Annotated in this window: 19 protein-coding genes; all 19 read left to right on the top strand. The window is 44.9% G+C overall.

The features are described from left to right. The first annotated feature begins 44 nt into the window (after positions 1-44). The 19 genes from ABVF09_RS12045 (at position 45) to gatC (ending at position 20350) form a co-directional block, all read left to right on the top strand. The gene (locus tag ABVF09_RS12045) at positions 45-1115 is read left to right on the top strand and encodes a DUF3048 domain-containing protein (RefSeq protein ID WP_371069285.1); all 1071 of its coding nucleotides are present in this window, start codon (positions 45-47) and stop codon (positions 1113-1115) included. 39 nt (positions 1116-1154) lie between these two features. Then, a complete protein-coding gene (locus ABVF09_RS12040; RefSeq protein WP_026569227.1) occupies positions 1155-1469 on the top strand; it encodes a YerC/YecD family TrpR-related protein in 315 nt (104 codons plus the stop codon). A 70-nt stretch (positions 1470-1539) separates the two neighbouring features. Further along, on the top strand, positions 1540-2526 hold the full coding sequence (locus ABVF09_RS12035) for a Gfo/Idh/MocA family protein (protein ID WP_026770821.1): 987 nt from the start codon (positions 1540-1542) through the stop codon (positions 2524-2526). 203 nt (positions 2527-2729) lie between these two features. Further along, positions 2730-3134, top strand: coding sequence for a VOC family protein (locus ABVF09_RS12030; RefSeq protein WP_026569229.1), 405 nt, complete (start codon positions 2730-2732; stop codon positions 3132-3134). A 136-nt stretch (positions 3135-3270) separates the two neighbouring features. Continuing rightward, positions 3271-4110 carry a DUF4037 domain-containing protein gene (locus ABVF09_RS12025; RefSeq protein WP_371069284.1) on the top strand — a complete coding sequence of 280 codons (840 nt, stop codon included), beginning with the start codon at positions 3271-3273 and terminating at the stop codon, positions 4108-4110. 39 nt (positions 4111-4149) lie between these two features. Further along, positions 4150-4764 (top strand): HAD-IA family hydrolase, encoded by a 615-nt coding sequence (locus ABVF09_RS12020; protein ID WP_153464343.1) that lies wholly within the window; start codon positions 4150-4152, stop codon positions 4762-4764. Positions 4765-4817: 53 nt separating this feature from the next. Then, positions 4818-5399 carry a hypothetical protein gene (locus ABVF09_RS12015; protein WP_026569232.1) on the top strand — a complete coding sequence of 194 codons (582 nt, stop codon included), beginning with the start codon at positions 4818-4820 and terminating at the stop codon, positions 5397-5399. A 275-nt stretch (positions 5400-5674) separates the two neighbouring features. Beyond that, positions 5675-6118 carry an RrF2 family transcriptional regulator gene (locus ABVF09_RS12010; RefSeq protein WP_026770817.1) on the top strand — a complete coding sequence of 148 codons (444 nt, stop codon included), beginning with the start codon at positions 5675-5677 and terminating at the stop codon, positions 6116-6118. A 63-nt stretch (positions 6119-6181) separates the two neighbouring features. Continuing rightward, the gene (locus ABVF09_RS12005) at positions 6182-7081 is read left to right on the top strand and encodes an NAD(P)/FAD-dependent oxidoreductase (protein WP_371069283.1); all 900 of its coding nucleotides are present in this window, start codon (positions 6182-6184) and stop codon (positions 7079-7081) included. Between the two features lie 40 nt (positions 7082-7121). After that, positions 7122-7709 carry a class I SAM-dependent methyltransferase gene (locus ABVF09_RS12000; protein WP_371069282.1) on the top strand — a complete coding sequence of 196 codons (588 nt, stop codon included), beginning with the start codon at positions 7122-7124 and terminating at the stop codon, positions 7707-7709. A 281-nt stretch (positions 7710-7990) separates the two neighbouring features. Continuing rightward, positions 7991-8683, top strand: coding sequence for a heptaprenylglyceryl phosphate synthase (pcrB, locus tag ABVF09_RS11995; RefSeq protein ID WP_026569236.1), 693 nt, complete (start codon positions 7991-7993; stop codon positions 8681-8683). 26 nt (positions 8684-8709) lie between these two features. Beyond that, entirely contained in the window at positions 8710-10923 is a 2214-nt protein-coding gene (gene pcrA / locus ABVF09_RS11990; RefSeq protein ID WP_371069337.1) for a DNA helicase PcrA, read from the top strand. A gap of 15 nt (positions 10924-10938) precedes the next feature. Beyond that, the gene (gene ligA, locus ABVF09_RS11985; protein ID WP_371069281.1) at positions 10939-12942 is read left to right on the top strand and encodes an NAD-dependent DNA ligase LigA; all 2004 of its coding nucleotides are present in this window, start codon (positions 10939-10941) and stop codon (positions 12940-12942) included. Between the two features lie 11 nt (positions 12943-12953). Next, positions 12954-14069 carry a CamS family sex pheromone protein gene (locus ABVF09_RS11980; RefSeq protein WP_153464355.1) on the top strand — a complete coding sequence of 372 codons (1116 nt, stop codon included), beginning with the start codon at positions 12954-12956 and terminating at the stop codon, positions 14067-14069. A gap of 118 nt (positions 14070-14187) precedes the next feature. Beyond that, a complete protein-coding gene (gene pruA / locus ABVF09_RS11975; protein WP_026770812.1) occupies positions 14188-15735 on the top strand; it encodes an L-glutamate gamma-semialdehyde dehydrogenase in 1548 nt (515 codons plus the stop codon). Positions 15736-15977: 242 nt separating this feature from the next. After that, positions 15978-17243 (top strand): helix-turn-helix domain-containing protein, encoded by a 1266-nt coding sequence (locus ABVF09_RS11970; RefSeq protein WP_026569241.1) that lies wholly within the window; start codon positions 15978-15980, stop codon positions 17241-17243. A 12-nt stretch (positions 17244-17255) separates the two neighbouring features. Then, complete coding sequence (locus ABVF09_RS11965; RefSeq protein ID WP_371069280.1) at positions 17256-17447, top strand: hypothetical protein; 192 nt, start codon at positions 17256-17258, stop codon at positions 17445-17447. Between the two features lie 568 nt (positions 17448-18015). Next, on the top strand, positions 18016-19530 hold the full coding sequence (putP, locus tag ABVF09_RS11960; RefSeq protein ID WP_026569243.1) for a sodium/proline symporter PutP: 1515 nt from the start codon (positions 18016-18018) through the stop codon (positions 19528-19530). 529 nt (positions 19531-20059) lie between these two features. Continuing rightward, entirely contained in the window at positions 20060-20350 is a 291-nt protein-coding gene (gatC, locus tag ABVF09_RS11955) for an Asp-tRNA(Asn)/Glu-tRNA(Gln) amidotransferase subunit GatC (RefSeq protein ID WP_026569245.1), read from the top strand. Positions 20351-20364 lie beyond the last annotated feature (14 nt).

Raw genomic sequence — 20364 nt, 5'->3', positions numbered from 1 at the left:
TTAAAACAAAAAGAGAGAGAAAAAAGACAAAGGTGTGTGGGGAAATGCGAAACAAATGGTTGAAGCTGGCTCTCGGTTTACTGCTGATCCTGATCGTTGGGTTGGCGGCAGCCTGCTCGAAGGACGAGCAGTCACAGGCGCCTAAAACGGAACCGGATGAGCAGGAACAGGAGGAACCGGTTGGCGAACCGGAAGAAACCGAAGAACCAGCATATGAAAATGTCTATCCGTTGACTGGAATTGGCACAAACGATCCAGTCGATAACCGGATCGTTGCTGTCATGATCAACAACCACTATAAGGCAAGGCCGCAGTCCGGCTTGACGAAAGCGGACATTGTATTCGAAATTTTGGCTGAGGGAAGAATCACGAGATTCATGGCATTGTTCCATAGTGAACAGCCGGAAGTGGTGGGACCGGTGAGAAGTGCCCGTCCGTATTATTTCAATTTGGCGGATGATTACGGGGCTCTTTATGTGTATCACGGTGCTGCCAACTTTATCGAGGATATGCTGAAAAATGGGGCTGCGGATCATTTGAACGGAGCGTATCATGATAATGACGGTCATTTGTTCAAGCGCTCGCAGGACCGTGTGGCACCTCACAATTCGTATTTGCAGTTTGACGCCGTGAAAGAGGTCGCCGAGGAAAAAGGATATGAGATGCAGGCAGACTATGAGCCGCTTCCTTTTTTGGACGAGGAGGAAACAGCTGCTATTTCCGGGAACAGTGCCTCCGAAGTTTCGTTTTCCTACAATGATACTCCTGTACGCTATGTCTATGATGAGGAACAGGAAAAATATTTGCGTTATAATGGAGACAGCCAGACAGTTGAACTAGACTCCGATAAAGCAGTACAATTAGATAACGTCCTGATTATGGCTACTCATCATGAAGTCATCGACGATGCAGGCAGGCGTGAAGTGGACATGGAGTCCGGAGGCAAGGCGTACTTGCTTCAAAAAGGTGTAGTACAGGAAGTCCAATGGGCAAATATCGATGGGAAAATCCTTCCGGTGAAAGATGGGGAACCTGCAGGACTGGTTCCAGGCAAAACCTGGATCAATGTCGTGCCAGACAGACAAAGCCTGGAAGAGACTGTCACCATCAACTAAGAGACGTATTGGACAACCTCTTACAAGGAGTGTAGTAAAATGCAAATAGATAAACTAAGGGGCGAACAGCTCGATCGATTGTTCGATGCCATTCTCAGCCTGGAGGACCGGGAAGAATGCTACCGTTTTTTCGACGACATCGCTACAATCAGTGAAATTCAGGCATTGGCACAAAGGTTGCTGGTAGCAAAAATGCTTCGCGAAGGGGACACGTATGGAGTGATCGTCGAGGAATCGAATGCATCGACGACCACGATTTCCCGGGTCAAGCGTTGCCTGAACTATGGGAACGACGCTTATTCGATGGTCCTCGACCGGCTGGAGCAAAACGATAAGGAAAAAGAGGAAAAGTAAAGGCGCCGGGTCTGCAATAACTGTAGACCGGCGTTTATTTTGAAGAATGAGAAGGCTAGGGGGTAATGACATGGTCAAGTTCGGGATAATCGGTACTAATTGGATCACGGAAAAATTCCTTGATGGCGCTGCACAAGTGGAAGATTTCCAAGTGACGGCGGTTTATTCAAGGACAGAAGAGAAAGCACGTGCATTCGCGCAGAAACACAAAGCCGAATATACATATACAGATTTACAAGCGTTCGCGGCAAGCGATGCTTTCGATGCTGTCTATATTGCCAGCCCAAACTCACTGCACGCAGAACAGGCTATAGAGTGCATGGAACGCGGGAAACACGTGATGGTAGAAAAGTCGATTGCTTCTAACAGCCGTGAGGTAGAACGGATGATCGAAACCGCAAAGCGGAACGGTGTTTTATTGATGGAAGCGTTGAAGACTATGTTTCTCCCTAATTTTCAAGCAGTGCAGGATAATCTGGAGAAAATCGGGACCGTCCGACGTTACTTCGCCAGCTATTGTCAATACTCTTCGCGGTATGATGCTTATAAGGAAGGGACCGTACTCAATGCATTCAACCCGGCTTTTTCCAATGGCTCACTAATGGATATCGGTGTGTATTGCATCTATCCAATGGTTACGTTATTTGGCACTCCTGAGCGAGTGACGGCCAGCGGTTTAATGCTGGATTCCGGCGTAGATGGCCAAGGAAGTGCCTTATTTGACTATCCGCAATTGAACGGGGCGGTGATGTACTCCAAAATAGCTGATTCCTTTCTCCCGTCTGAAATCCAGGGAGAGAAGGGAAGTATTCTGGTGGACAATATCAACACACCGACCCGGGTGGAAATCAAGTATAAAGACGGCACTAGCGAGGATGTCAGCAGACCGCAAGTGGAGAACGGCATGTTTTATGAAGCTGCTGCTTTTGTAGAACTAGTGAAACAAGGGAAAACCGAGTCGGACATCTGTACGTTCGAACGCTCGCTGGAAACTGCCAGGGTGTTGGAGGAGATCCGTAAACAGTCGGGGATTCATTTTCCGGCAGATGAACAGTAAAAACTCGGAAATCGAGAAGGAGCTTGAATCACACGGTGGTTCAGGCTTTTTCTATAGGAAAATGTAATGCAGGAATGATCAGACACCAGATTTATTTCAGATTTTTCTAAAAAACAATGGAAAGGAATGTTAAAATCAGGTTAGGTTGTTGCTATGTTTTTCCACAGCTATAGCAGTACATTGTTACGGAAAGGGGGATGACGATGGAGTTTGCCGATTTTTCCGCAACCCAGGTTAGAATCGCGAGACCTACTGATAAATTTGATGAGGTGGTTTCCTTTTATGAAAGGGGACTCGGCCTCAAGATACTTACAACATTCTCGGGCCACCGAGGGTATGAAGGTGTTATTTTTGGTCTGCCTGATCTCCCTTACCATTTGGAATTCACCCATCATGCAGACGGAAGTCCCTGTCCTGCTCCAACAAAAGATAACCTGTTGGTTTTTTATATCCCTGACAAGGAGGAACTGGAGAAGGTGGCTGAGAGATTGAACTGCATGGGTTACGGTGAAGTGGAACCGGAAAATCAATATTGGCAAGAAAAAGGGATAACAATCGAAGACCCTGATGGCTGGAGAATCGTATTGATGAATACGAACGGTATTTAAGGAAGGAAAAACCAGCGAGATAAAGAAGGGGAACAGTTTTCTCTTAACAGATGAAGATTGAGATAGCTATCGTCTCCATGCTGCAGGTTTTAGCGAAAAACAGTGAAACTCAATATCAAAGGCAAGGGGGAGTTAGATGGATTTATTGCAGTTGGCGACAAATCTTTCTAAAGTATATATGCGAAACGATAAGGTCGAAGCAGTCTTGCTTGGTGGTTCGGTGGCACGCCGTTGGCAGGATGACTATTCCGACATCGAACTTTTTATATTTTGGAAAGAAAGCCCGAATGAACAAGATAGAAAAAATCCCATTGAAGAAGTCGATGGAAACATTATCGATTTTCATCCTTATGAAGAAGAAGAGTGGTCGGAGACGTATATAACAGAAGGAATAAAGTTAGAGATAAGTAGCTTTTTGACTGACACCATCCATAGAATTCTGGATGAGGTAATCACTTGTCATGATACTGACTTGGATAAACAATGCTTGGCAGCCACTATTTTTGACGGGGTGCCGCTTGGCGGAAAGGAAATTATTGATTCGCTAAAGAAAAAAGTGGAAGTATACCCTGAAGAACTGGGCGAGGCCATGATTAGAGAAAATCTTGATTTAGGAAACAGATGGAGTAACCGAGAAGCACTGCTGGCCAGAGAAGATTGGCTGATGCTTTATAAGGTGATCACTTCTGTCCAGTCGAATATCATGGGAATGCTTTTTGGTTTAAACCGTTTATATGTCCATCATCCTGCCTTTAAATGGCAAAAGCAAACCTTGGAAAAAATGAAAACGGCCCCAAAAAATATAACGGAAAGCCTTCCATCAGTCTTGATAGATTCTCCCGAGAAAGGCATTCGGGAGATTGAAGGAATTCTTCAAGAAGTTTACGAATTGATCCAGCGGACACATCCGGAAATCGACTTGACGAGTGTTATGGAAAGAACCCGATTCTTGAGACCGCAAAGGCAGGGCGAGTAACGGTGATAGGCTATATTTTTCAACAGGAGGAGTCAGAACATGTACAAGCATATTATATGGGATTTCGATGGGACACTGTTTGATACATACCCGGTGATGGCAAAAATTTTTCAAGAATTGCTTCAAGAGAGAGGAATAGAAGAGCCAGTAGAAAACATAGTGAAACAATTGAAAGTCTCGATGTCAGCTGCTCTGAATTATTTTGAAAAGAAATACCAAATAGACGAGGAATTCAAGGCAAGCTATCAAGCACGCCGAAAAGAAGTGGAAGCTGACTCCTCCAAACCATTTGCAGGAATTGCAGAGGTTTGTAAATACATCCATTCAACCGACCGGAAAAATTATTTGTACACCCATAGAGGAGAATCTTCCATCATGTTACTAGAGAAGTTCGGGTTGGATGGTTATTTTTCGGATTTCATCACCTCGCAAAATGGATTTGAACGGAAGCCGAGTCCAGCCGCAATTCAATATCTGATAGAAAAACATGGTATCGTATCCGCTGAAGCGATCATGATAGGCGATAGGGATTTGGATTTAATAGCGGCAAAAAAAGCCGGCATAGATGCTTGTTTCTTTGATGAGCTGGGAGCCGCAAGCGACCATTCCGATCACGCCATTAAAGATTTTCAGCAGTTGTACGCCATAGTTTGAATGGACTTATAGTTTATACGGACAGCCATCGCGTTTTTTATGGGGGATTTTACGTGACAAATAGAACAAAAAGAATCATCGCCGGTGCGATTGGTTTGATTATACTTTATATCCTGACAATGACTTGGTTTTATCCTTATTCCATTTTCAGTCTCCATAAATCGTATGCGTACAAACCAGACCCGGTTATGGTGGATGGTTATCTCGAAGATGTTGAAGAGTTCAACGATGTTTTTGGAAAAGACTTGGAAGAACTGGAGTCAGAAACACCGATCGACATGACGGTGGAGAGAACGCAGTATATACTTCCTTTATTTGAAGAGGAATGGCTGGTTAGCAAGAATACGCACAAGATGAAGGAAGAAGATTTAGAAACGATGCTGTTTGAAGTGAGAAACGCAAGGGAGACTTTGCTTAGCCTGGTCGAGCAAGGCGATTATTCAAAAGAACAAAGAGGATATCTAGTTCTCAGCATAGAAAGCTTGCTTTCGTTAGAGGAATCGATTGTAGATTTCCAAAATAGCAGCTTCACCTCCAGAAAAACGTTGAAAATGCAATTCCATAATCTTCACGTCGGTTTCATGAACAATTTTATGATGTATAGAACCTTTTATGAAGTGAGTGAAGGAATGTAATGGAAAAAGGATGGCACAGCGACTGTCTGTATAAATGATCCTGGTGAGTTGCTTGTGGTCCTGCAAGGAAAAACCGAAGAGGCGAAAAAAACAACCGAGGGATTCACGATTTCGTCGGAATCACCTATGTGACATATGTTTAACAGAAGAACATGTCCTCTGAAAATCCGGAATGTTTCCATCCTGCGGCAATCCATTTGCATTTTGATTCCATAAGGTATAAACTAATTAAAGACATTAAAGGTCCTTAATATACAGAGAAAGGAGGAGCGTGCATGAAATATTCGAGAGCGACCAATTATGCCTTACACACCATGGTATATTTGATGTCGGCGCCCAGAGGGAAAACGGTTGGCGTAGATCAGTTGGCGAAGGCACAAGACTTGTCTCCGACATACTTGTCCAAAATCCTGACCAAACTGGTAAAAGCGGGTTTGATTGAGTCGACTCCGGGTGTAAAAGGCGGCTACAGTATCGCAAGGAATTCAAGCGAAATTTCTTTTTTGGATGTAATACAGGCAATTGAAGGGATGACAACGCTGTTCAGTTGCTCCATGGAACACCAGGAATCCCGTAATGGAGAATGTATGATTGAAAATGTGATGATCGATGCGGAAGAAAAATTGAGAGAAGAATTAGACAAAAAATATATAAGTGAAATCGCCAAACAAATGGAAGCCAAAAGAGAAGAGAAAAACAGGGTAAACCATTCCCATTAATTTTTTTGTTTTAATTATAGATATTAAGAGTCTTTAATATACTTTATAAAAGGAGGAAGCAATATGTTGTTGGATTGTGTAATTGTTGGAGGGGGACCGGCGGGTTTGAATGCATCGCTTGTCCTTGCCAGGGCAAAAAAGAATATTGTTCTGTTCGACGAAGACAAACCAAGAAATGCAGTCACGTACGAATCACATGGTTTCATTACCCGAGATAGGATCAAACCATCCGAATTCAAACGGCTTGCCAGGGAAGATTTGAAGGAGTACCCGAGTCTTGAAATCCGGAATCAGCTCGTGACAGCTATTCAAAAAGAAGACGGGTCCTTCTTGGTACAAACAGGCGATGGCGACCATTATCGGTCCAGAAAGGTTATTCTGGCCACAGGACTTACTGAAGTCTTGCCTGATATCGAGGGAATTCATGAATTTTACGGGACTAGTTTGTTCAGTTGTCCGTTTTGTGATGGGTGGGAACTAAGAGACCGTCCACTAGTTGTCGTGGCAGAAGATGAGCGTGCCATGCATGGGGTGAAATTGATAGCTAACTGGAGTAAGGACCTGGTGGTTTGTACGAATGGAAAAACTCCTTTCACAGCAGAACAGAAAGCATTGTTATCGAAGAAAAATATCCGGATCATCGACAACGAAATAGAAAGTTTTCAAGGTGACAAGGGTCAGTTAGAAAAAATCAGGTTCAAGGAAGGGGAGGAGCTGGAAAGGGAAGGAGGCTTTGTTGCTAGCGAGCTCAAGCAGGCATCCTCATTAATAGAAAGTTTAGGGTGTTCGTTGAACACAATGGGTGGAATAGAAACAGATGATTTTGGACGTACGGAGGTCGAAGGGGTATATGCATGTGGGGATAATGCACTCGTCGCTCCTGCCCAACTGGTTATTGCCGCAAGCGAAGGGAGTAGAACAGCGATTGGCGTAGTAGCTGATTTAGTGAACGAAGATTTTTAAAAACGATCTCACGTATTGAGAAAAAGGAGGAGAAAATTTAATGGAAAAACATAAGCATGATGAACGGACGAAAAAGGAACGATTGGCGAGAAAAATGGAATTCCTCGAGAACCCGGACAAAAGAGGGGATATACCGCCAGAACAACTATTGAGCATGATTCCCATCAAACAGGGAGACGTTATTTTGGATGTAGGTGCCGGAACTGGTTATTTGACGATTCCGGCGGCTAAGGCGACTGGTGGACCGGTTTATGCATTGGATTTAGACCCTGATATGTTGGAGATGATCGAATCCAAGGCGAAAGAATACGGTTTGACGGATGTCCGGACGATAAATGCGAATATCGATGATATACCATTGCCTCATGTTTCGGTGGACATTGCCCTTGCATCGCTGGTTCTTCATGAAATCGATCCGTTATCCAAATCCTTGCAGCAAATTAGAAAAGTACTCAGGCCTGGAGGATATTTTGTATGTGTAGAACTGGAAAAGGAGGAATCCGGCAACAATCACCATCCGCGGATTTCCGTCAAAGATATGGAACAAGAAATGGTGATGGCGGGTTTCAGCGTCATAAAGAAGCTGAAACCGACCGACAAGGTATACATCCTCATAGCGCAAAAATAGCCCCTGCTCAGGAAGGGGAAAAGCAGAAAACCGCTTGGAAACAATCCAAGCGGTTTTTTTTGGGGCCTGACCCCCAACATGATAACACTGCGTCGCGCTACCAGTGCGGCATGTTGGGGGTCAGGCCCCGGCACCTAAAAACTTCATGCATTTTTCACTCTTTTCATTGCTTGTTTTTTGGTATAATGATTAGATGGAGATATATTAGAACCTCTGTGCCATCAGAGGCTCATTTTTTAGCAGCCGGGCCGTGGCCGGCTCCGGATGGAGGTAGTTGTTGAATGTATGATATGAAGCAATGGGAGCATGTTTTCAAGCTGGATCCCGATAAGGAAATATCGGAAGAAGCATTGGAGCAGATATGCGAATCGGGCACCGACGCAGTGATTGTCGGCGGCACCGACAATGTCACCCTGGATAACGTCCTGAATCTGTTGGGGAGAATCCGCCGTTTTACGGTTCCTGTCGTTTTGGAGGTTTCCAACTTGGAAGCAATCACCCCGGGCTTTGATTTCTATTATATACCGATGGTGCTCAACAGTCGCGACAAGAAATGGATGCTTGATCTGCAGCACCAGGCTGTCAAGGAATACGGCGAGGTCATCGACTGGAATGAAATGTTTGTCGAAGGATACTGTATCCTAAATGAGGAAGCCAAGGCTTTTCAGGCGACCGACAGCTTTGTTCCGTCCGAAGAAGATGTCGTGGCGTATGCGCAAATGGCGGAGAACATGTTCCATTTGCCGATTTTTTATCTGGAATACAGCGGAACATATGGAGACCCCAGGCTCGTTGAAAAAGTCAGCAGGGAGCTGGAACAAACATTGTTGTTTTATGGCGGCGGCGTCTCGTCGCCCGGACAGGCGGAGGAAATGAAACAACAAGGAGCAGACGTAGTCGTCGTCGGCAACAGTGTCTACGAGGACTTGAAAAATGCATTGAAAACAGTCAAAGCAGTCAAGGGAAATAAATAAAGGTGGTGTCACATGTGAGTCAAACGATGGATGACTTGCTGAAAGGATTGAACGAAGAACAAAGAAGAGCGGTAACCCATACGGAAGGACCGCTTTTGATCATGGCCGGAGCTGGAAGTGGGAAAACTCGTGCGCTTACCCACCGGATTGCCTATTTGCTTGGAGAAAAAGAAGTCTCCCCGCGAAGCATTTTGGCAATCACGTTCACCAATAAAGCGGCAAGGGAAATGAAAGAAAGGGTATATCAGCTCGTCGGACCGGACGGGGCTAATATTTGGGTGTCGACCTTCCACTCGATGTGTGTTCGGATTCTGCGCAGAGACATCGACCGGATCGGCATCAACAGCAATTTTTCGATTCTCGACAGCAGCGACCAGTTGTCTGTCATCAAGCAAATCTTGAAAGACTTGAATATCGATCCGAAAAAATTCGAACCGCGTGCGATGCTTGGAGCAATCAGTTCGGCTAAAAACGAGCTGGTCACCCCGGAAGAATACAGCAAAACAGTCGGAAGCTTTTATGAAAAACAGATCGCGGAAGTCTACGAGCGTTATCAGAAGACGTTGAGAAAGAACCAGTCGCTGGATTTTGATGACCTGATCATGCAGACGATCAACTTGTTCGACCGTGTGCCAGAAGTACTGGAGTACTATCAGCGTCGTTTCCAATACATCCATGTCGATGAGTACCAGGATACCAACCATGCGCAGTATTACTTGGTAAAACAATTGGCAGACCGCTATCAGAATCTGTGTGTCGTCGGGGACTCCGACCAATCGATTTACCGCTGGCGCGGTGCGGATATTCAAAACATCCTGTCTTTTGAAAAAGACTACCCGAATGCCACCACAGTCATGCTCGAACAAAATTACCGTTCCACCAAATCGATTCTCGATGCTGCCAATACGGTCATCAAAAACAATTCCGGCAGAAAGCCGAAAAACTTATGGACAGAAAACAACGAAGGCAGCAGAATCCGTTATTATCAGGCAGCAACAGAGCAGGATGAAGGTTTGTTCGTAGCCGATAAAGTAGAAGAATTTGTTTCTTCAGGTGAATATACGTACAAAGACATTGCGGTCCTTTACCGGACCAATGCGCAATCCCGATCCGTCGAGGAAACGTTTGTCAAAGCGAACCTCCCTTATCAAATCGTCGGAGGCACCAAGTTCTACGACAGAAAAGAAATAAAGGATATGCTTGCTTATCTACGCCTGATCGCCAATCCGGATGATGACCTGAGCTTTGCGCGGGTCGTGAATGAACCGAAACGCGGGGTCGGGAAAACCTCTCTGGAAAAGCTGCAGGCTTATGCGGCAGAACACGGAATCTCCCTGTACACAGCCGTCCAGGAAGTCGACTTTACCGGTGTGAGTGCCAAAGCGGCCAAAGCGCTTGCCGACTTCGGTGCCTTGATTCGCAACTGGACGAAACAACAGGAATTCTTGTCCGCCACCGATATGGTTGAACAGGTGTTGAAAGGGACAGGCTATGAAGAAATGCTTAAGAATGAACGCAGTATCGAAGCACAGAGCCGCCTGGAAAACCTGGAGGAATTCAAAACGGTAACCAAGCATTTTGAAGAAAGCAGCGAAGACAAAACCTTGATCGCCTTTTTGACGGATTTGGCTTTGATCGCCGATATCGACAAGGTCGACGAAGACCCGATGGGCGATAACAAAATTGTCCTCATGACGCTGCATGCGGCAAAAGGGCTCGAATTTCCTGTCGTTTTCCTGATCGGCATGGAGGAGAACGTCTTTCCGCACAGCCGCTCGATCATGGATGACGAAGAGATGGAAGAAGAACGCCGTCTTGCTTATGTCGGCATTACCCGGGCCGAGAAGCAGTTGTTCCTTACCCATGCCAAAATGCGGACGCTATTCGGCCGTACCAATATGAACCCAGTCAGCCGTTTCATCAATGAAATCCCCGAAGAATTGATGGAAGGACTGGAAGAGGCCAAACAAGCGCCATTCGGGTTTGGGCCGACCCAGTCTAAACCAGATCCATTCGCCGCACCGAAACGCGCAGCGAAAAAGATCAATCGGCCGGCGACGACTGGCGGAGAAAGCATCGGCTGGCAGCCGGGCGATAAAGCCAACCACAAAAAGTGGGGACAGGGAACAGTGGTCAAAGTCCATGGCGAGGGCGAAGCAATGGAACTGGATATCGCCTTTCCTGCACCGACAGGCATCAAGCGGCTTCTGGCAAAGTTCGCACCAATCACTAAAGAATAAATTGAGGTGTATGAGATGAATCTGGAACAAGCCAAAGAAAAAGTCGAAGAATTACGAGACAAACTAAACCAGTATGGTTATGAATATTATGTATTGGACAAACCGAGTGTGCCAGATGCCGAGTACGATAAACGGCTCCATGAGCTGCTTGAGCTGGAAGGACAGTTTCCTGAATTGGTTACACCGGATTCTCCTTCACAGCGTGTCGGAGGAGAACCGATCGATGAGTTCAAAAAAGTCCAGCATGCTGTACCGATGCTCAGTCTTGCCAATGCTTTCAACGAAGAGGACCTCCGTGCTTTCGACCGCAGGGCCCGGGAAGGGGTAGGCGAAGCTGTCACCTACGTTTGTGAATTGAAAATCGACGGGCTGGCTGTCTCGTTGAAATATGAAGACGGCAAGTTTGTTCAAGGGGCGACCCGTGGCAACGGAACCGTTGGAGAGGACATAACCACCAATCTCCGGACGATTGGCAGTATCCCACTGAAAATCAGCCAGAAGGAACCGATCGAAGTCCGTGGTGAAGCATACATGCCGCAAAAATCTTTTCTCGCTTTGAACGAAGCGAAAGAACAGAATGGCGAAGAACCGTTCGCCAATCCGCGCAATGCGGCAGCAGGCTCATTGAGACAGCTGGATCCGAGAATTGCGGCCAAACGTAATCTCAGTATTTTTCTATATGGGGTCGGTCAGTGGGAAGCCGGTGCGCTTTCTTCCCATAGTGAACGGCTGGAATACATGCAGAAGCTCGGTTTGAAAACAAATCCTGAATGGCGCAAGTGTGAAAACATCGATGAAGTGATCGAATTTGTCGACGAGTGGGTCGAGAAGCGGGGAAGCCTCGATTATGACATCGACGGAATCGTGATCAAGGTGGACCGTCTCGACCACCAGGAACAGCTTGGTTTTACTGCGAAAAGTCCGCGCTGGGCGATTGCCTACAAATTTCCGGCCGAGGAAGCGGTCACCAGGCTGTACGATATCGAACTAAGTGTCGGCCGGACAGGTGTCGTGACGCCGACCGCCCTTTTGGATCCTGTCAAGGTTGCCGGTACCACGGTACAACGGGCTTCGCTGCACAACGAAGACTTGATCAAGGAAAAAGATATCCGGATCGGCGATACCGTCGTCATTAAAAAAGCCGGCGACATCATCCCGGAAGTAGTCCGAGTAGTGGACGAGCAGCGGACTGGCGAAGAACAGGAATTCCATATGCCCGATCAATGTCCAGCCTGCGGAAGCGGACTGGTCCGTCTCGAAGAAGAGGTGGCATTGCGCTGCATCAATCCTAACTGTCCGGCGCAGTTGAAAGAAGGGCTGATTCACTTCGTTTCCCGCAATGCCATGAATATCGACGGCTTGGGGGAAAAGGTGATCGAGCAGTTATTCGATGAAAACCTCGTGCACCATATTTCCGATATATATAAACTAGAACGCGATGAGCTGTTAAAGCTGGAACGAATGGGTGAAAAGTCGGTCGACAACTTGTTGAAGGCAATAGAGGTATCGAAGGAAAATTCTTTAGAACATCTGTTGTTCGGTCTCGGTATCCGTTTTGTCGGAGCCAAGGCTGCCAGAACATTGGCTGAAGAATTTGAACACATGGACAGACTGCAGGCCGCCGAGTATGAAGATTTGACTGCGGTATATGAAATCGGCGATAAGATGGCTGATTCTGTCGTCCGTTATTTCCAAAAACCGCAAGTGAAGGAATTGATTGAAGAACTGAAAGAACTTGGCTTGAACATGGAATATAAAGGCATCAAAAAATCAGAGACAACCGCGGATTCTGTTTTTGCCGGCAAAACCGTCGTGCTGACCGGCAAAATGGAAACCTTCTCCCGGCCGGAAGCAAAGGAGAAAATCGAGATGCTTGGTGGCAAGGTGACAGGGAGCGTCAGCAAGAAAACAGATTTACTGGTTGCCGGGGAAGATGCCGGATCGAAGTATGACAAAGCAAAAGAGCTTGATATAGAAATCTGGGATGAAGAACAATTGAAGAGAGCCTTGGAAGAGTGAGGGTGAACAGAATGAAAAGAAAAGCAGTCATTTGGTTATGCGTACTCCTGGCATTGGCCGGGTGTGCGCCATCCTTTGACAACGATGAGGAAATCATCGAAGAAAACCAGGATGATACCAACCAGGAAACGGCCATCATCCCCAGCTACAATGTGACGGAAGAAGAATACAAGGTAATTCTTCCTTACAAGGTCAGCAAAGCCCGGGGAGTGATCGTCAAGCAAGTCGCCAACCGTCTCGATATCGGGGAATTGGAAGAAGGCTTGCGCAGGCATTCCAAACAATCCTTTGATCCGGATAAGTTTTACTTTCAGGAAGGGCAAAAAATCGATGAAGACACAGTACTCTCCTGGATCGATGAGCTGAATCCGAAAGTGGAAAAGGGATCGAAAAAAGAAGTGTACCGGAATAACCCAAGGTATTTGTCACACGTTCTGGAACAGGATTACTTGCAGAAAACCGGAGAGAATACAGTGGAACTGGGTGGCATGTCGATCGGGATTGCCCTGAAATCGAACTACCGCTTCCAGACGGAAACCGGCGGCCCTTATTACTATGAGGAGATCAGCAAGAAAGAGATGCTGAGCGAAGGGAAAAAAATAGCCCAGCAAATCCTGGAGCGTGTCAGAGGGATGGAGGACATGCCGAACATTCCGATCATGATTGCCCTTTATCGGGAAGAAGAGCGCAGTGCGCTGGTGCCCGGTGAATTCGTGGCCAAGACGGAAGTGTCCGCCAATTCCTCTTCTCTCGGGGAGTGGGAAACGATCGATGAAGAAAACGTTCTGTTTCCTTCCGACGAAGCGAAAGAAAATTATTCCGAAGAAAGCGATCGGATGAAGACGTTTGAACAGGATGTGGGTGAATACTTCCCGAATTATACGGGAGTAATCGGCGAAGGCTTCTATATTGACGATGAATTGAAAAAATTGAGGATCGAGATTCCGATAGAATTTCAAGGGAAAGCAGAAGTGGTTGGATTTACCCAATATGTCTATGGGTTGGCCATGGAAACCTTTGAAAATTATTATGACCTGGAAATCAACATCATGTCCAATCAGCGGCAGGAAAGCCTGATCACCCGGGATGCGGGCGAGGATGAACCAGAAGTCCATATCTATCAATAACGGTACGAAAGCGTTTGAATTGCGCGACATTTTCGGTTAAAATGGGAAATGGTTGCGCCTGACAATCTAGTAAGCATGTTCAGGCCAGAATGTTTGATAGAATAAGGAGGTCATGTTCATGGTAACACCTTACAAGCACGAACCTTTTACAGACTTTTCGATTGAAGAAAATCGCAAAGCATTGGAAGCGGAGCTGAAAAAAGCTGAAGAAAACTTCGGCAAGGAGTATCCGCTGATTATTGGTGGAGAGCGTATTACTACCGAGGAAAAAATCGTTTCTTACAATCCTGCGAATAAATCGGAAGTGATTGGGTATGTGTCAAAAGCCAATCAGGACCTTGCAGAAAAAGCAATGAAAGTTGCAGATGAAACATTTGAATGGTGGAGGAAAACCAATCCCGAAATGCGTGCTGACATTCTGTTCCGCGCTGCGGCAATCGTGCGCAGACGCAAGCACGAATTTACTGCCCACCTCGTAAAAGAAGGCGGAAAACCATGGAAAGAGGCGGATGCCGATACGGCTGAAGCAATCGACTTCATGGAATATTATGGCCGCCAGATGCTTGATATGAAAAATGGCGTAGAAGTGAACAGCCGTGAAATCGAAAATAACCGGCTGCACTATATCCCGCTCGGAGTGGGAATCACCATTTCTCCATGGAACTTCTTATTCGCGATTATGGCTGGAACAACCGTAGCACCTATGGTAGCCGGCAACACTGTGTTGTTGAAGCCAGCAAGTACGACACCGATCATTGCTTACAAGCTGATGGAAGTGCTTGAAGAAGCTGGCATGCCTGCTGGTGTTGTAAACTTCGTTCCTGGAAGCGGTTCAGAAGTGGGAGACTATTTAGTAGACCATCCGCGTACTCGATTCATAAACTTCACCGGCTCCCGCGAAGTCGGAACCCGGATTTATGAACGCGCGGCGGTTGTACAGCCGGGGCAAAAATGGTTGAAACGATCCATTATCGAAATGGGTGGAAAAGATACCATTATTGTCGATGACAATTCTGACCTTGAGCTTGCTGCCGATGCGATTACTTATTCCGCTTTCGGTTTCTCAGGCCAAAAATGTTCGGCTTGTTCCCGTGTAGTGGCTCATGAGGACATCTATGATGATCTTCTGGCGCGTGTAGTCGAGAAGACGAAGGAAGTGAACGTCCAAGATCCAACACGTCATGACACGTACATGGGTCCAGTTATCGATGAGGCTGCATATAATAAGATTCTTGATTATATTGAGGTCGGCAAACAGGAAGGAAGGCTGATGGCCGGGGGAACAGGGGATAAATCCCAAGGATGGTTCGTCCACCCTACTGTTTTCGCTGATTTGGCGCCGGATTCCCGGATTATGCAAGAAGAAATTTTCGGTCCGGTGGTAGGCTTTACGAAAGCAAAAGATTTCGATGAAGCAATCGAAATAGCCAACAATACCGAGTATGGTTTGACCGGTGCAGTGATTACCAACAACCGGGAGCATATCGAACAGGCTCGTGAAGATTTCCATGTTGGCAACCTTTACTTCAACCGAGGTTGTACAGCTGCAATCGTCGGTTACCATCCATTTGGAGGCTTCAATATGTCCGGAACTGATTCAAAAGCCGGTGGACCAGACTATTTGTCCCATCTGATGCAGCCGAAAACAACTTCGGAAATGCTCTAAAATTTTTGAAAAACCCAGTCCTTTTGCAATCAAAAGGGCTGGGTTTCTTTATTTAGGAAAGTAGGAAAGTTATGAACCACTTAATCGCTATAAAACCCTCTCAACTTTCCCAATATGAATTTTCATGAAATGTGTTATTATGGAATTACAGGAAAAACCCATATTTATAGATTAGTCCAATAGGTCTAACGGTCATCTATAAACATAGGTTATTTACCCTAAAGGTACGAGGTGGACAATCTATGGAAATTGGCCCTTTTATCAAACTACATAGAATCAAACAAAACATGACACAGGAAGAGCTTGCAGAAGGAATTGTTTCAGAATCCTACTTATCCAAGATTGAAAATCGCCGCACAGAACCAAGTGCAGATGTCATCAACATGCTTTGCACCAAACTTGGAGTTGAAATCAAGGGTGAAGAAGACACTATGTTGAAAGAAAAGTGTCAGGAATGGTTCGATATGTTGTTCGAGGTCAACAGCAAAGAGGATATCTCGAATAAGTATCAGGAATTGCAGGAAATCATCGACAACAACTATTCCCACACCCAAGTTTTATTCGAAATCCATAAAATCCGTTATTACTTGATTATGGATGAAGTCAATTTAGCTCTGAAGCAGGTTAATAACTTGAAAGAAATATCCAACACCTTTGACAACTACCAGCTGTATTTCTGGATGAAGTTCAAGGGCAATTATAATTCTGTCATCGAAGAATTTGGTCAGGCGATCCGCTTATACAAACTAGCCGAAGAAAAGGCCAATCAAATTGATATTTCGGATGACGAGGCCGCTGATCTCAAGTACACTATGGCAGTCACTTACAGTAAGTTACGTAATACACTAGAAGTGATCGATTATGCGAACAAAGCATTAGAAGCTTATAGTAAGAATTATAATTTTATTCGCTGTGCACAATGCCATATATTGCTTGGCATCTCTTATCGAAGGATTCGTATTTATGATAAGGCAATTAAAAATTATAACCTTGCACAACATTTGGCTAAATTAAATAAAAAAGACGATTTGATACAACTAACTAATATTAACTTAGGTCACTTGTATGCTTCTAAAGGTGATACACAAAAAGCCATTGATTGTTTTAAAGAAGTTCTTGAAGATGAGGAAGCTTTAGGATTAAAAGAAAGAATACTATCCATAACATCTCTGGTAAAAGAGTTTTATAGAAGTCGCAATCATATTGAAGCTAGAAAGATGGTAAGTGAAGGGAATAAATTGTTAAGCGAAATAGATAAGGATAGGTTTAAATTTTTTGACTATGAGTTAAGAACATATAAATATGCATTAGATCAAGAGCATGAGTTGTTTGAGAGCTTTGTGATAGGTGAATTTATTCCATATTTAAAAAAACAGAAGAATTATGCAAACTTGGTCATATATGCAAATATGGTTGGTAAACATTTCGAGGATATAAAAAAGTATAAAAGTGCGACCGAGTATTATAAACTGGCCAACTATTCATATGAACAACTAATTAGAATATGAGGAGGAATTAACTTGAAAAAGCTTATTTTAAGTTTGGCGTTGTTATTAACAGTGTTTGGTGGAGCGAGTTTTGTAAATGAGAATGTAGGTGATATCGCTCATGAAGCAGAGCCGAGTATTTTTTCTCATGAACTCACTCATGAAGCAGAGCCAAGTATCTTTTCTATTAAACTGGCTCATGAGGCAGAACCAAGTATCTTTTAAGTAATCACTATTTTATTAATAAAGCAATTTTATATTGCTTTAATTATACTACTACCTACTAAACCTTACTTGCCCGGGATAGCGTTTTATAAACGCTGTTCCGGGTCTTTTTTTATAGTGATTGGTCATTGGAGGTGTGAAGCAGGATTAGGGGAAGTGTTTTGAAATACGATACCAGAAGAAAAGGACAGTTCGAACCGGATGCAGTAAAGAATGTTCATTTAATTTTATTAATTTTGGTGAATAGATATTATCCTAATCGCAAAATATAAACAAAAATCGGCAAAAAATTGCATATTTATTAATCTAAATGGAGTTTCGATAAATTTTACAATGTTCTGAAAAATGATGTATGTTATAGTTAAGAGGTTGTGTCTGTATTTTCGCTTTTACCCTTGTCTCAATGATAAAAACGAAAATGCATACATAATGTATAAAAAAAGGAGGAGAAACCATGGAAGACTTTGCACTGACTGGCGCCACCTGGTTTTGGTTATTTGTACCGATGCCAATTTTGATCATTTTATCAATTATCACGTTATTTACTGAGAGGAGAGAATAGGAAGACATGGGAACAGCTACGTTAGTAACTTTTATTGTATACCTGATCGGTATGCTGTTAATCGGAGTCATTTCATATCGTTTAACGAATGATTTATCAGATTACGTACTTGGAGGCAGAAGGCTTGGGCCTGGAGTAGCCGCATTGAGTGCCGGTGCTTCGGACATGAGTAGTTGGTTGTTATTAGGTTTGCCGGGAGCCATTTATGCTACAGGGCTTGCTGAAGGCTGGATGGCAGTTGGACTGGCAATCGGCGCCTATTTGAACTGGCAGTTTGTCGCCAAGCGTTTACGCGTTTACACCGAAGTATCCAACAATTCCATCACGATTCCGGATTTCCTGGAAAATCGTTTCCGCGATTCATCCCACATTTTGCGTGTGATTTCAGCAATTGTTATTTTAGTTTTCTTCACTTTTTACACATCATCCGGTATGGTAGGAGGCGCGAAGCTGTTTGAAGCATCGTTTGGACTATCCTACAATCAAGCACTGTGGATCGGTGCAGTCGTCATTGTGTCTTATACATTCCTTGGCGGGTTCCTGGCAGTAAGCTGGACCGACTTTATACAAGGGATTTTAATGTTCCTGGCCCTGATAGTCGTGCCGATTCGTGCCATCTTCGTCATTGGTGGCTGGGATGCTACAATCGATGCTGTCGGCCAAATCGAACCGAGCCACTTGAATATGGTAGCTGGTGTAGGAATCATCTCCATCCTTTCTTCGTTTGCATGGGGACTTGGTTACTTCGGCCAGCCGCACATCATTACCCGTTTTATGGCGCTTCGTTCACCGAAGGATGTACCGATGGCCAAGTTTATCGGTACCACGTGGATGATTCTAGGTTTATATGGAGCAGTGTTCACTGGTCTTGCCGGATTAGCGTTTATCAACACACAGGATGTTGGGATGCTGTCGCAATTCGGCATTGAAGTGACCAGTGAAAATGGCGTGCAGATGCTGGCTGACTCGGAAAAAATATTCATTGCATTCTCGCAAATCTTGTTCGATCCGATTATCGCCGGTATTCTGTTGGCGGCAATTCTTTCTGCAATCATGAGTACGATTGATTCACAATTGCTTGTTTCTTCTTCAGCAGTGGCAGAGGACTTTTACAAAGCGATTCTGCGCAAGAATGCCAGCGAGCGTGAACTGGTATGGGTTGGTCGGGCTGCAGTTATTGCGATTGCCTTGATTGCCACATTTGTTGCTTCCAATCCGGATAGTTCTGTACTGGAACTGGTTAGTTATGCTTGGGCTGGATTCGGTGCAGCATTCGGTCCGATTATCCTGCTTTCCTTGTTCTGGAAAGGAATTACCAGAAATGGTGCCCTTGCCGGCATTATCGTCGGTGCGATTACCGTGGTCATCTGGGGAGACTTCTTAGAGGGCGGCATTTTCGACTTATATGAAATCGTCCCTGGCTTCTTGCTCAACCTTATTGTATCGGTACTGGTCAGTATGGCCGGTAAACCGCATCCAGAGGCAGAAGCAGAATTCGATGAAGCAAAATCTCACTATTAATAAAAGCGAAGGAGTCCTTCCATTGGGAAGGGCTCCTTTTCCATTTGTCAGGAAGTTGACCTTTCGGTGCAAAGGAGCTTTGCTTATGCTTTTTCTTTGGAAAGGATTGGGACCATTCCATTTCAGCAAGCTGCTCAAACATGGTAAAATAGCAAGTGGCGGCTGTTGTACAAGTTGCCAATGTTCCGGTATTTTTGCTATTATCATAAATATTGCTTCTATTCGTGACAGGTAGCTTATCCAACCGAGAAACAACGGAGAACCTTTTTTATTGTAAAGGAAATGATAAATTTAATTGTCTATGGAAAATGATTGGCTGAAACAGCCAAGTCCAGCTCCAGCGCCAGCGTCTTAAGCCCACCCTCTGTGTGGCAAAATTTCCCACGTCATGGCTGTTAAGCTTGTCGGAGGCCCGCAGGATTTGGATCATGCAGGCGTTGCCACAGGACGTGGCGGATTTAGCCTGTACTCCTTATACAGGCGCTTGAGCTCTTGTCCTAGACGAATAAAACAAGCGGAGGTGACTGAGATGTCCAACATCTCGAAGGAACAGGTAAGGCATGTGGCCCATCTGGCCCGGCTGGCGATCAGCGAGGAAGAAGTCGAAAAAATGACGAAACAATTGGATGATATTATCCATTATGCTGAAAGTCTGAATGAATTGAATACGGATGATGTAGAACCGACAACCCATGTATTGGATTTGAAAAATGTAATGCGCAAGGATGAGCCTAGAAAGTGGATCGAGAAAGAAGATGCATTGAAGAATGCACCGGACAAACAGGATGGGCAATTCCGTGTCCCATCAATACTTGAATAGGGAGGTTTACAAAG

The sequence above is a fragment of the Sediminibacillus sp. JSM 1682029 genome, assembly GCF_041366435.1.
In the GTDB taxonomy this organism is placed as follows: Bacteria; Bacillota; Bacilli; order Bacillales; family Amphibacillaceae; genus Sediminibacillus; species Sediminibacillus terrae.
The sequence above is the reverse complement of the archived record's forward strand: the minus strand, read 5'-3'. Positions and strand labels throughout refer to the sequence as shown.